Annotated in this window: 14 protein-coding genes; 11 read left to right on the forward strand and 3 right to left on the reverse strand. The window is 60.2% G+C overall.

Annotated features, from left to right (window positions below):
* Positions 1-69: 69 nt before the first annotated feature.
* From rplT to infC, 3 genes are all read right to left on the reverse strand, one after another.
* The gene (gene rplT, locus C7477_RS16795; RefSeq protein ID WP_110754261.1) at positions 70-471 is read right to left on the reverse strand and encodes a 50S ribosomal protein L20; all 402 of its coding nucleotides are present in this window, start codon (positions 469-471) and stop codon (positions 70-72) included.
* 31 nt (positions 472-502) lie between these two features.
* Positions 503-703: a 50S ribosomal protein L35 gene (rpmI, locus tag C7477_RS16800; protein ID WP_110754263.1), complete on the reverse strand. Its 201-nt coding sequence runs from the start codon at positions 701-703 to the stop codon at positions 503-505.
* A gap of 293 nt (positions 704-996) precedes the next feature.
* The gene (gene infC / locus C7477_RS16805; RefSeq protein ID WP_110754265.1) at positions 997-1,533 is read right to left on the reverse strand and encodes a translation initiation factor IF-3; all 537 of its coding nucleotides are present in this window, start codon (positions 1,531-1,533) and stop codon (positions 997-999) included.
* Positions 1,534-1,895: 362 nt separating this feature from the next.
* Here infC and C7477_RS16810 point away from each other — a divergent pair, with 362 nt between their 5' ends.
* The 11 genes from C7477_RS16810 to C7477_RS16860 all read left to right on the forward strand — a co-directional run bounded on the left by C7477_RS16810 (position 1,896) and on the right by C7477_RS16860 (position 11,588).
* Positions 1,896-2,672, forward strand: a complete 777-nt coding sequence (locus C7477_RS16810; RefSeq protein ID WP_110754267.1) for an alpha/beta hydrolase — start codon at positions 1,896-1,898, stop codon at positions 2,670-2,672.
* A gap of 60 nt (positions 2,673-2,732) precedes the next feature.
* Positions 2,733-3,917, forward strand: coding sequence for a benzoate/H(+) symporter BenE family transporter (locus C7477_RS16815; protein WP_110754269.1), 1,185 nt, complete (start codon positions 2,733-2,735; stop codon positions 3,915-3,917).
* 125 nt (positions 3,918-4,042) lie between these two features.
* The gene (locus C7477_RS16820) at positions 4,043-4,474 is read left to right on the forward strand and encodes a DUF2852 domain-containing protein (RefSeq protein ID WP_110754271.1); all 432 of its coding nucleotides are present in this window, start codon (positions 4,043-4,045) and stop codon (positions 4,472-4,474) included.
* Positions 4,475-4,664: 190 nt separating this feature from the next.
* Positions 4,665-5,417 carry a M48 family metallopeptidase gene (locus C7477_RS16825; RefSeq protein ID WP_110754273.1) on the forward strand — a complete coding sequence of 251 codons (753 nt, stop codon included), beginning with the start codon at positions 4,665-4,667 and terminating at the stop codon, positions 5,415-5,417.
* Positions 5,414-6,046, forward strand: coding sequence for a YdcF family protein (locus C7477_RS16830; RefSeq protein WP_110754274.1), 633 nt, complete (start codon positions 5,414-5,416; stop codon positions 6,044-6,046). Before C7477_RS16825 ends, C7477_RS16830 begins: the two co-directional genes overlap by 4 nt.
* Positions 6,047-6,113: 67 nt before the next feature.
* Positions 6,114-6,767, forward strand: a complete 654-nt coding sequence (locus C7477_RS16835) for a phosphoribosylanthranilate isomerase (protein WP_110754276.1) — start codon at positions 6,114-6,116, stop codon at positions 6,765-6,767.
* A 4-nt stretch (positions 6,768-6,771) separates the two neighbouring features.
* Positions 6,772-7,992, forward strand: a complete 1,221-nt coding sequence (gene trpB, locus C7477_RS16840) for a tryptophan synthase subunit beta (RefSeq protein ID WP_110754278.1) — start codon at positions 6,772-6,774, stop codon at positions 7,990-7,992.
* Positions 7,993-8,000: 8 nt separating this feature from the next.
* The gene (locus C7477_RS16845) at positions 8,001-8,468 is read left to right on the forward strand and encodes a hypothetical protein (protein WP_110754280.1); all 468 of its coding nucleotides are present in this window, start codon (positions 8,001-8,003) and stop codon (positions 8,466-8,468) included.
* The gene (trpA, locus tag C7477_RS16850; RefSeq protein ID WP_110754282.1) at positions 8,465-9,304 is read left to right on the forward strand and encodes a tryptophan synthase subunit alpha; all 840 of its coding nucleotides are present in this window, start codon (positions 8,465-8,467) and stop codon (positions 9,302-9,304) included. Before C7477_RS16845 ends, trpA begins: the two co-directional genes overlap by 4 nt.
* 54 nt (positions 9,305-9,358) lie before the next feature.
* Entirely contained in the window at positions 9,359-10,255 is an 897-nt protein-coding gene (gene accD / locus C7477_RS16855; protein ID WP_110754284.1) for an acetyl-CoA carboxylase, carboxyltransferase subunit beta, read from the forward strand.
* Between the two features lies 1 nt (position 10,256).
* The gene (locus tag C7477_RS16860) at positions 10,257-11,588 is read left to right on the forward strand and encodes a bifunctional folylpolyglutamate synthase/dihydrofolate synthase (RefSeq protein WP_110754286.1); all 1,332 of its coding nucleotides are present in this window, start codon (positions 10,257-10,259) and stop codon (positions 11,586-11,588) included.
* The last annotated feature ends 147 nt before the right edge of the window (positions 11,589-11,735 follow it).

Raw genomic sequence — 11,735 nt, forward strand, 5'->3', positions numbered from 1 at the left:
ACCCGCGCCAGCCTAGCCAGCGCGGGTTTCCCAAACAGTAAACCGATTTTGTTTTGGGAGGTCGCTGGCTTAGTGAACAGCGGCCTCAAAAGCGTTCGGCGTGGTGTCTTTCAGATATTCGAGCGCCGTCTTGGCCTTTGCGACCAGCGCGCCGAATGCCTCCGGCTCGTGGATCGCCAGATCCGACAGAACCTTGCGATCGACTTCGATGCCGGTCTTGGAAAGACCGTCGATGAATCGGCCATAGGTCAAGCCATGCTCGCGCACAGCGGCGTTGATGCGCTGAATCCACAGGGCGCGGAAAGAGCGCTTGCGGTTCTTGCGGTCGCGATAGGCATATTGCTTCGAACGATCGACGGCGGCCTTGGCGGCGCGGATGGTGTTCTTGCGGCGGCCACGGAAACCCTCGGCCTGCTTGAGAACCTTCTTGTGCTTGGCATGGGACGTTACGCCCCGTTTTACGCGTGCCATGATATGATCTCCTTAAAAACTAGGCTTCGGCTCAAAGGCCGTTCGGCAGGAACTTCTTCACGATCTTGGCATCGGGTTCGGCGAGAACCATCGTGCCGCGTGCATCGCGAATGAACTTGTTCGAGCGCTTGATCATGCCATGGCGCTTACCGGCGGCAGCGGCCTTGACCTTGCCGGAGGCGGTGATCTTGAACCGCTTCTTGGCAGCGGATTTGGTCTTCATCTTGGGCATTTTGCTACTCCTTTTTTGCATTCCCCGTCGTTCCTGCGGAACTCCACGCCTCTTGTATTTTGGCGTTTCCTTCCGGCACCGAAGACGCGTCGCGCTTCTTGTTTATGTTTTCAGGCCGACCAAAGCCCGAAAAGCATGAAAAACCGCCACGGCATGCCCTGCCGGGCGGTTCGAACGCGGCCATATAGGCATAAAGCGCAAAAAACGCAAGGATGAATCGCCGGCAATTATTGCGGCAGACAACGAAAAGCCGCCCGAAGGCGGCTTTTCGGAACGGTTGAATTTGGGCCTGATCAGCGCGGCGCGAGAACCATCATCATCTGGCGGCCTTCCAGGCGCGGCTCGGCCTCGACCTTGGCGATCTCGACCGTGTCTTCCTTGACGCGATCCAGAAGCTTCATGCCGAGTTCCTGGTGGGCCATTTCGCGGCCACGGAAACGCAGCGTGAACTTGACCTTGTCGCCTTCCTCGAAGAAACGCCCGGCCGCCTTCATCTTCGTCTCATAATCATGAGTGTCGATGTTCGGCCGCATCTTGATTTCCTTGATCTCGACCGTCTTCTGCTTCTTGCGCGCTTCGGCAGCTTTTTTCTGGTTCTGATATTTCAGCTTGCCCAGATCGACGATCTTGCACACCGGCGGCTCGGCGTTCGGGACGATCTCCACGAGATCAAGCCCCGCCGCCTCGGCCATCGCCATGGCGTCCTGTGTGGATACGTTGCCGAGGTTCTGGCCTTCGGCGTCGATAAGCTGGATCCGGGGAACCCGGATATCTCGGTTGGAGCGCGGTCCGTCTTTCCGGACCGGCTCCGCTCTGAACGGTCGGCGAATGGTCGTTATCTCCTGAACTGTTTCATCTGGTATTCACAAATTCTCGCGTGTCATGCCTGACAAAATTACGCTCTCGGCGGCAATGTCGCCAAGCGGGCGCGGATGTCAATAGCATCTTTCAGGCGAGAAATCACCCCCACGAGCAAAACCTCTCATTCTTGTTTGGTCGCATGATCTTGTTCGAAAAGTCTGCAGCTTTTCGGGATCATGCTTTTGCCCGCCAGAAGCCGGAATATCGGTCATAATGACAGGCATTTCAAGCCCGCGCTCCGCCTGCTCAAGCTGGATGAGGGTTTTCAAGCCAACCGGTTGCATGGCACAAGGCGGGGACGCATGTTCTCGCATGGCAAAGGAGACGATAGATGGATGCTGCAACACCTGAATTCCTCGATGTGAACGGGGTGGGGATCGCCGTGCTCTATCGTCCAGGCTTGAAGTCGCCCGGCATCGTCTGGCTCGGCGGCTACCGCTCCGACATGATGGGCGGCAAAGCGCTTCATCTCGATCAATGGGCAGCAAGGACGGGCCATGCCTGCCTGCGCCATGATTATTCCGGCCACGGCCAGTCCGGCGGGGATTTCAACGAAGGCACTATTTCGCGCTGGCTGGATGAAAGCCTTGCCGTCTATCGCCGCTTTGCCTCAGGTCCGCAGATCCTCGTCGGCTCCTCCATGGGCGCGTGGATTGCTTTGCGCATGGCGCAAGAATTGGCCGGCTCCGGCAATGCGCCCGCCGGCATCGCGCTGATCGCCCCCGCCCCCGATTTCACCGCCGCGCTGGTCGAGCCGCAGATGACCGAAGCGCAAAAACGGGACCTGATCGAGAAGGGCTATTTCGAAAAGCCGTCCGATTACGCCCCCAATCCCTACATTTACACCCGTAAACTCATCGAAGACGGGGGTAAGAATCTGGTTCTTCGGGGTATAATCGAGACCGGATGCCCCGTTCATATCCTTCAGGGTATGGAAGATGCGGACGTGCCGTATACCCATGCGCTCACCCTCACCGAGCATCTGCCGATGGATGATGTGACGCTGACTTTGGTGCGCGACGGCGATCATCGCCTGTCGCGAACGCAGGATCTGGAGCTTCTCACCCGCACCGTCTCGGCGCTTGCCGAACACATAGCCCTTGTTTAGCCGCATGATCTTGTCCAAAAAGTCTACAACTTTTTGGGATCATGCTCTGGGGACTGAACCATGCGCCTTTCCGTCATCGCCTCGGCAAGCGTGGCCGCCCTTGTCGGTTTCGGCGGTACGTTGGCACTGGTCATCGCGGCTGCGCAAGCGCTAGGGGCGACGCAGGCCCAGACCGCAAGCTGGGTCACCGCGAACTGCCTCGCCATGGCCGTTTCCGCGGCTTTCCTCAGCTGGCGCTACCGGATGCCGCTCATCACTGCCTGGTCCACGCCGGGGCTTGCGCTTATCGGCGCGAGTACAGGCTTTACCATGCCGGAAGCCGTCGGCGCCTTCATCGTCACCGCAATCGCCATCATATTGACCGGGCTCATCAAGCCGATTTCGGCGTTTGTCGCACGCATACCCGCTTCCATCGCCTCTGGAATGCTGGCCGGTGTGCTGGTGAGTTTCGTCATCGGCGCGGCGAAAACATTGCCGGTCGATCCCGTTCTGGTACTGCCGCTGGTGGCGCTGTTCTTCGTCATCCGCCTGTTCAATCCGGCAATGGCTGTGCTGACCGTGCTCTTCGCCGGCATTATTTTCGCCTTCACGCTTGACCGGGTGCCTGATTTGCCGGCGCCGGAATTTTCGACGCTGGCCTGGATCACACCCGTTTTCCACGCGAAAGCGATGATCGGCCTGGCGCTGCCGCTCTATCTTGTGACGATGGCCTCGCAGAATCTGCCCGGTTTTGCGGTATTACGCGCCGCGGGCTATGAGCCGCCGACCGGCCCCTGCCTGCAAGTGACGGGCCTCGTTTCTCTTCTGACCGCGCCCTTCGGCGCGCACACCAGCAACATGGCGGCGATTTCGGCGGCGCTCTGCACCGGGCCGGACGCGCATCCAGATGCGGCGCGGCGCTGGCTGACCGGGCCGGTCTATGGCGTGTGCTATCTGGTTTTCGCCATTTTCGGCGCGTCGCTGGTGGCGCTGTTCGCCGTTCTGCCTGCGGTTCTGATCGTGCTCATCGCCGGGCTCGCTCTTCTTCCTCCTTTCATCAATGCGCTGACGCTGGCTCTGAAAGCGGAAAACGAGCGGCTTCCGGCGATGGTCACCTTCGCCGTCACCGCCTCCGGCATCGCCATCGCCGGTATCGGCTCGGCCTTCTGGGCGCTGGTTGCGGGGCTGGCGGTGGCAGCACTCGATCATGCGAAATCACGGATATCGGCGGCAAATCAGAACAAGAATCGAACAATTACGCCTTGAAAAATCATAATTCATTCACCAACTCGATAATCAAGCGGCCAATAGGGGCCAGCTTGTTGTGGCCCATGATATTGCCTGGAAGTCTACGACTTGACGGCATCATGCCTTTACACACGGAGTTGACAATGAACAGTTCCGCATTGATCCGCCCGGCCTGGACGCCGGCTACCATCGCCCTCATGATCATCGGTTTCATGATCTATTGGCCTCTCGGTCTCGCCATGCTCGCCTACATTCTCTGGGGCGACCGGCTTGAGGGCTTCAAGCACGATGTGAACAACGCCACCGACGGCATTTTCAAGGGCTTCCGCAACGCCTGCCCTCGCGGCGCAGGTTCGTCCGGCAACGCCGCCTTCGACGAATGGCGCGCAAAAGAGCTTGAGCGCCTCGCCGAAGAGCGCCGCAAGCTTGATGAAGCCCGCGCCGATTTCGAGGCCTATGCCCGTGAAGTGCGCCGCGCCAAGGACAAGGAAGAGTTCGACCGCTTCAAGGCCGAACGCCGCAGCGCCGGCAAGAAGACACCTGCTGCGCCCACGGAGATTACCGATATCGGCTGATCTTCTCTTTAATAATTTGCTAACCAAGAAACGGCGCGGATATCCCGCGCCGTCTCTGTTTGACGAGCCTTTTATCTAAAAGTTTCCACGAATCGTCTAGGTTGGTACGGAAGTCCGCGGGGAAAACAGTTCCTGTTTTTCCCGGGAAAACCGCTTCGCACTTTCCTGGACTTGGCTTTAGGTTTGCATCATGGGTCTGTTTAGCGTGACGCCGGAAAAGAGTACCGAGGCCGAGAGCAACCGCGACTACCGGGTCGCGGGACGCACGCTGCCGTTGCGCGTGGTGGAAAACCCGCGCGCGACGCGGCTGACGCTGCGCATCGAGGCCGGCGGCAAGGGCCTGCGCGTCACCATTCCGCCGGGGCTACCCGCGCGTGAGGTGGACCGCTTCCTCTCGCGCCACGAGGGATGGATCGAAACCCGCATCGCCCGGTTGCCGGATCGCGCGCTCGTGCGCCCCGGCATCAAGATCCCCATACGCGGTGTGCCGCATTTGATCGTGCATGAGCCGGGACGCGGCACAGTGGAAGCAATTGACGGTGAAGACGGCGCGCGAACGCTGGTCGTTCATGGCGACAGGCTGCACCTGCCGCGCCGTATCGCCGATTTCCTGAAGCGCGAAGCCCAGCGCGAGATGGAAGTGCTGGTAGCCCGCCATACGGCGAGCGTGGGCCGCCGCGCGAAGGCGATCCGCCATAAGGATACCAAGAGCCGCTGGGGATCGTGCACCTCGGACGGAGTGCTCTCGTTCTCCTGGCGCATCGTCATGGCCCCTCCCCCCGTCATCAACTATCTGGTGGCGCATGAAGTGGCGCATTTGATCGAAATGAACCATGGGCCGAAATTCTGGAAGCTCTGCCTGGAACTCTGCCCCGATACGGATCGCTGCAAGGCATGGTTGAAACGCAATGGCAGCGCCTTGCAGGCTATCGACTTCTCATGAGTGACAGCATTCATGACGCGGCGCGCGCGCTGTGGAATTATCATCTGGTCCACGATGAATTGCGCCCCGCTGACGCGATCATAGGTCTTGGCAGCTATGACTTACGTGTCGCGAAGCATAGCGCGGCGCTTTTTCATGCGGGTCTCGCGCCGCTTCTGGTCTTCACCGGCAAGTCCGGCAACTGGACCGAAGGTCTTTATGAGAAAAGCGAGGCGGATGTTTTCGCCGATGTGGCGATTGCCTGGGGCGTTCCGGCTACAGCGATAAAAATTGAACCGCAAGCTACGAATATTGGAGAGAACATCCGTTTTTCGCGTATGCTTCTTGGCAATAGCGTCCAGAGCGTCATCATTGTCACCAAGCCGCAGACGCAGCGACGTGCGCTTGCCACTGTCGCCCGGCAATGGCCGGAGGTTGAGGCGTTCGTGACAGCCCCGCCCACTTCCTTCGAAGAACAGCCTACCGCCGCTTATCCGTTCGAGAAGCTAGTCAACGAGATGGTGGGCGATGTGAAACGCATTCTGGACTATCCCGCCAAGGGCTACCAAGTCCCACAGGGCATGCCGCCAGAAGTCATGTCAGCCTATGATTTTCTCGTCGAACACGGTTTCGACCAACATTTAGGCTAGGTTTTCGCCGCGAAAGCCCTATTCGAAATACTCGACTCCTTGGGCAAAGTATGCGACGTGGCTGGACATGGCTCTCGATATCAAAATCTGCGGCTTGAAGACATCCGAGGCGGTTGCCGCCGCGCTCGACTGCGGCGCGTCGCATATCGGTTTCATCTTCTTCGCCAAGAGCCCGCGCAATATCGATCCTGAGACAGCGGGACGACTACGCGGGGCAGCGCGGGGACGGGCCAATGTGGTTGCCGTCACCGTCGATGCCGATGACGCGATGCTCGATGCAATCGTGAAGACGGTCGAGCCCGACATGCTGCAATTGCATGGGAGCGAGACGCCTGAGCGGGTGACGGAAATCAAGGCCCGCTATGGCCTCCCCGTCATGAAGGCCCTCTCCATCCGCGATGCGACCGATCTTGACGCGATCCCGCCTTATATAGGGCTGGCCGACCGGCTACTCTTCGATGCGAAGCCGCCGAAAGGGGCGGAACTGCCGGGCGGCAACGGTGTTGCCTTCGACTGGAGCGTGCTGGCGGCGCTTGACGGGAATGTCGATTACATGCTTTCGGGTGGGCTCAATGCGGGCAATATAGCCGAAGCGCTCCGTCAGACGAACGCGCCGGGCATCGATGTCTCGTCGGGCGTGGAAATCGCGCCGGGCGAAAAGGATGTGCGCCTGATAGAAGAATTCTTCCGGGCCGTGCGCGCCGCGACGAACAGGAGCTGATTAGTTGACCAAGCCGGCTGAACCAAACTCATTCAAAACAGGCCCTGATCAAGAGGGCATGTTCGGCATTTTCGGCGGCCGTTTCGTAGCCGAAACATTGATGCCGCTGATCCTGGAATTGCAGGAAGCCTATGAATCCGCCAAGGACGACCCGGAATTTCAGGCGGAATTGCAGAACCTATCGACCCATTATGCCGGTCGCCCATCGAAGCTCTATTATGCCGAAGGCCTGACCAAGCATTTGGGCGGCGCGAAGATTTATTTCAAGCGCGAAGATCTGAACCATACCGGCAGCCACAAGATCAACAATTGTCTTGGCCAGATTCTGCTTGCGCGGCGCATGGGCAAGACCCGCATCATCGCCGAGACCGGCGCCGGTCAGCATGGCGTGGCGTCGGCCACCGTGGCCGCGCGCTTCGGCCTGCCCTGCGTCGTCTATATGGGCGCGACCGATGTGGAGCGCCAAAAGCCGAACGTCTTCCGCATGAAGCTGCTCGGCGCGGAAGTGAAGCCCGTCAGCGCCGGAAACGGCACGCTGAAGGACGCCATGAACGAGGCGTTGCGCGACTGGGTCACCAATGTCGAGGATACCTATTATCTGATCGGCACGGCGGCCGGCCCGCATCCCTATCCTGAACTCGTTCGCGATTTCCAGTCGGTCATCGGCACGGAAGCGCGCAAGCAGATCCTCGAACAGGAAGGCCGCCTGCCCGATGCCATCGTCGCGGCGGTAGGCGGCGGCTCCAACGCCATCGGTCTTTTCCATCCCTTCCTCGACGACAAGGACGTGAAAATCTACGGCGTCGAAGCGGGCGGCCACGGTCTCGACGGCAACGAGCATTGCGCCTCGATGAATGCCGGACGCCCCGGCGTGCTGCACGGCAACCGGACCTATCTCCTGCAGGACGACGACGGGCAGATCCTCGAAGGCCATTCGATCTCGGCCGGGCTCGATTATCCGGGCGTCGGCCCGGAACATTCCTGGCTACGCGACACGGGCCGCGTTTCCTATGTGCCGATTCTCGACACGGAAGCGCTCGATGCTTTCCAGCTCACCACGCGCGTGGAAGGCATCATCCCGGCGCTCGAATCCGCCCACGCCATCGCCTATGCGGTCAAGCTCGCGCCGACAATGGGCAAGGATCAGGTGATGATCGTTAACCTGTCCGGCCGCGGCGACAAGGACGTGCATACCGTCGCGCAGATGCTCGGCATGGAGATTTGATCTCGACCATGAAGCAGGCCGCCGACATATCCGCTTATCAGCCGCGCGCCGCATGGTTCGACGGTCTTGTGGAATGCGGCCCGGCGACGGTAAAGCTCAGCGTCATCGAGGCTGACCCGGCAAAGCCTATCGCAACCGTGCCAATCGAAAGGGCGCGCGCACTGATCGAAACGACCGGTGAAAAGCTAGCGCAAACACGCCATCTCGGCGCAGGATTCGCCATTCTCCATCAGGGGCAGGAAGGGCTTTGGCTGCTCCTTCACTGGTGGCTTGAAGGCGGCATCGCCACCCAAATAATCTGGCGGTCCGATCTCGACGCAGAGCCTAAATTCCTTCCGGCTGACCCGTTGCTAACGGCTTGTGTCTGGGAACTTGGAATCATCGATTTTGAACGGCGCGCATGGATGGAAACGGCAATGTCCGGCAAACCCATCGCCGACTATCTCACGCGCACCATGCCACGAGGCACAGTATGACCACACGTATCGACAAAAAATTTGCGGACTTGAAAGCGGAGGGGCGTCCGGCGCTCGTGACCTATTTCATGGCCGGCGATCCGGATTACGAGACCTCGCTGAGGATCATGAAGGCGCTTCCCGAGTCCGGCGCCGATATCATCGAACTCGGCGTGCCGTTCTCCGACCCGATGGCCGATGGTCCGGCGATTCAAGCCGCGGGCTTGCGCGCGTTGAAAAGCGGGCAGACACTGGCCAGGACGCTGGCCATGGCGGCGGAGTTTCGCAAAAGCGACGACACCACGCCGATCGTGATGATGGGTTATTACAACCCGATCTACATCCATGGCGTCGAGCGGTTCCTCACGGAAGCGGCGCAGGCCGGTGTGGATGGGCTGATCATCGTCGATCTGCCGCCGGAGATGGACGAAGAACTTTGTGTCCCTGCGTTAAAGGCCGGCATCAACTTCATCCGGCTGGCGACGCCGACGACGGATGACAAGCGCCTGCCCAAGGTGCTCGAAAACACCTCCGGCTTCGTCTATTATGTCTCGATGACCGGCATTACCGGTTCGGCACTGCCAGACACATCCAAAGTGGCGGGAGCCGTCCAACGCATCAAGGCGCATACGGCGCTGCCGATCTGTGTCGGCTTCGGCGTCAAGACCGCCGAACAGGCAAAAGTCATCGGCGCCTCTGCTGATGGCGTCGTTGTCGGCACGGCCATCGTCAATGCGGTTGCCAACACGATCCGGCCCGACGGCTCGCTGGTGGCCGATCCGGCGGAGGCTGTCGCCACCATGGTGCGCGGCCTTTCCACCGGGATTCGCGCCGCACGCCTTGCCGCCGCCGAATAAGCGCTTAGATTCAGCTTAGATTTTATAAGAAGACGAACAAACGGAAGCGAGATCATGAACTGGATCACAAACTACGTCCGGCCCAAGATCAATTCGATGCTCGGACGCCGCGATATGCCGGAAAATCTCTGGATCAAGGATCCAGAGAGCGGCGAGATGGTGTTTCATAAGGATCTCGAAAGCAATCAGTGGGTGATCCCCGCTTCCGGCCATCACATGCGGATTCCCGCCAGGGATCGGCTGCGCTTCTTCTTCGATGACGGCAAGTACGAGATGCTGGAAAGCGTTAAAGTGCCCGTTGATCCGCTGAAATTCCGCGACGAGAAGCGCTACATCGACCGTCTCAAGGACTATCGCGCGCGCACCGGCCTAGACGACACCATCATCAATGCGCTTGGCGCCATCGAAGGCCTGCCCATTTCCGTCATCATCCATGAGTTCGGCTTCATGGGCGGCTCGCTCGGCATGGCGGCCGGCGAGGCGATCGTCAAAGGCTTCGAGACCGCGATTGCGCAAAGGCGTCCAGTGGTGCTGTTCTCCGCTTCCGGCGGCGCGCGGATGCAGGAAGGCGTCCTGTCTCTGATGCAGTTGCCGCGTACAACGGTGGCCGTGGAAATGCTGAAGGAAGCCGGCCTGCCCTATATCGTGGTGCTGACCAACCCGACCACTGGTGGCGTTTCGGCCTCCTATGCGATGCTGGGCGATGTGCATATCGCCGAACCGGGCGCAATGATCGGCTTTGCCGGGGCGCGCGTCATCGAGCAGACGATCCGCGAAAAGCTGCCTGAACGCTTTCAGACCGCCGAATATCTGATGGAACACGGCATGGTCGACATGGTCGTCTCGCGGCTGGAGATGAAGGCGACCGTTGCGCGCATCCTCAAGATGCTGATGAAGAAGCCAGCCGCCGTAGCGCAGGAGAGCGACGTATTCAACAGCGTCGCTGCTTGATATGGCGCTTAAAACCGCCGGGCAGGAAATCGAACGGCTTCTGGGCCTGCATCCCAAGGGATTCGACCTGTCGCTCGAGCGGATTACGCGGCTTCTCGATACGCTCGGCAACCCGCATCTGAGGCTGCCGCCCGTTATCCATATCGCCGGCACCAACGGCAAGGGGTCAGCGAGTGCCTTCTCGCGGGCGCTGCTCGAAGCAGCCGGGCTGAGTGTGCACGTCCATACCTCGCCGCATCTCGTCAACTGGCACGAGCGTTACCGCATCGGTGAGCCCGGCGGCGGCAAGCTGGTTCGCGACGATGTACTGGCAGACGCGATATCGCGCGTGGCCGAGGCCAATGCCGGGCGGCCCATCACCGTCTTCGAAATCCTCACCGCCGTTACCTTCGTCCTCTTTTCCGAACATCCCGCCGACGCGGTAATACTTGAAGTCGGGCTTGGCGGGCGCTTCGACGCCACCAATGTCATTCCCAAACCGGCGGTCTCGCTCATCATGCCGGTTTCGCTCGACCATCAGTCCTATCTGGGCGACCGGGTGGAGCTGATCGCGGCGGAGAAAGCCGGCATCATCAAGCGTGGCTGCCCCGTCGTCATTGGTTTCCAGGAACATGACGCAGCGCGCAAGGTCATGCTGGAAACCGCCGAACGGCTCCGTTCGCCCGTTTCCGTCTACGGACAGGATTTTTTTGCCCATGAGGAGCATCGTCGCCTGATCTATCAGGACGAGGCGGGACTGATGGATTTGCCGCTGCCGCGCCTTGCCGGGCGTCACCAGCTCGGCAATGCCGCCGCCGCGATCAAGGCCGTGCGCACCGCCGGTTTCGACATTTCCGACCGTGCGATCGAAAAGGCGATGACCACGGTGGACTGGCCGGCGCGGATGCAGCGCCTGACGCAGGGACGGCTGACGGAGTTGGCGCCTCCCGGCGCTGAAATCTGGCTCGATGGCGGGCATAATCCCGGCGCGGGCGTGGTTATCGCCGAAGCCTTCGCCGAATTGGAAGAACGTGCGCCACGACCGCTATTCCTCATCACCGGCATGATCAACACCAAGGATCCTGTCGGCTATTTCAAGGCTTTCGCCGGCATGGCGAAGCATGTGTTCACCGTGCCGATCCGCTCCAGCGACGCCGGCATCGGGCATGAGGAACTGGCGGCGGCGGCTCTGGAAGCCGGCATTTCAGCCGAACCAGTGCATAGTGTGGAGAACGTGCTGAAGCTTCTGCGCGATAGCTGGGACCCGAGCGATACCCCGCCGCGCATCCTCATCGGAGGCTCGCTCTATCTGGCAGGCGACGTGCTTGCCGACAATGGCACGCCACCGGCGTAAGCCGTCAGGAGCGTCGGATTCTTTGCCAAAATACAAAAAAGCCCGGCGCGAGTGAACTGACCCCCGAAAGTTGGATGTCAACCTTCGGGGGTTTTTCATGTCCAGGCACAGCACTGCTTTCAAGCATTCTGTTGTGGAATTTTATCG

The sequence above is a fragment of the Paramesorhizobium leguminum genome (genome assembly GCF_003217235.1).
In the GTDB taxonomy this organism is placed as follows: domain Bacteria; phylum Pseudomonadota; class Alphaproteobacteria; order Rhizobiales; family Rhizobiaceae; genus Paramesorhizobium; species Paramesorhizobium leguminum.

Coding starts and splice junctions, on each gene's coding strand:
- rplT (WP_110754261.1), bottom strand. CDS start 471: ATGGCACGCGTAAAACGGGGCGTAACGTCCCATGCCAAGCACAAGAAG.
- rpmI (WP_110754263.1), bottom strand. CDS start 703: ATGCCCAAGATGAAGACCAAATCCGCTGCCAAGAAGCGGTTCAAGATC.
- C7477_RS16810 (WP_110754267.1), top strand. CDS start 1,896: ATGGATGCTGCAACACCTGAATTCCTCGATGTGAACGGGGTGGGGATC.
- C7477_RS16815 (WP_110754269.1), top strand. CDS start 2,733: ATGCGCCTTTCCGTCATCGCCTCGGCAAGCGTGGCCGCCCTTGTCGGT.
- C7477_RS16820 (WP_110754271.1), top strand. CDS start 4,043: ATGAACAGTTCCGCATTGATCCGCCCGGCCTGGACGCCGGCTACCATC.
- C7477_RS16825 (WP_110754273.1), top strand. CDS start 4,665: ATGGGTCTGTTTAGCGTGACGCCGGAAAAGAGTACCGAGGCCGAGAGC.
- C7477_RS16830 (WP_110754274.1), top strand. CDS start 5,414: ATGAGTGACAGCATTCATGACGCGGCGCGCGCGCTGTGGAATTATCAT.
- C7477_RS16835 (WP_110754276.1), top strand. CDS start 6,114: ATGGCTCTCGATATCAAAATCTGCGGCTTGAAGACATCCGAGGCGGTT.
- C7477_RS16845 (WP_110754280.1), top strand. CDS start 8,001: ATGAAGCAGGCCGCCGACATATCCGCTTATCAGCCGCGCGCCGCATGG.
- trpA (WP_110754282.1), top strand. CDS start 8,465: ATGACCACACGTATCGACAAAAAATTTGCGGACTTGAAAGCGGAGGGG.
- accD (WP_110754284.1), top strand. CDS start 9,359: ATGAACTGGATCACAAACTACGTCCGGCCCAAGATCAATTCGATGCTC.
- C7477_RS16860 (WP_110754286.1), top strand. CDS start 10,257: ATGGCGCTTAAAACCGCCGGGCAGGAAATCGAACGGCTTCTGGGCCTG.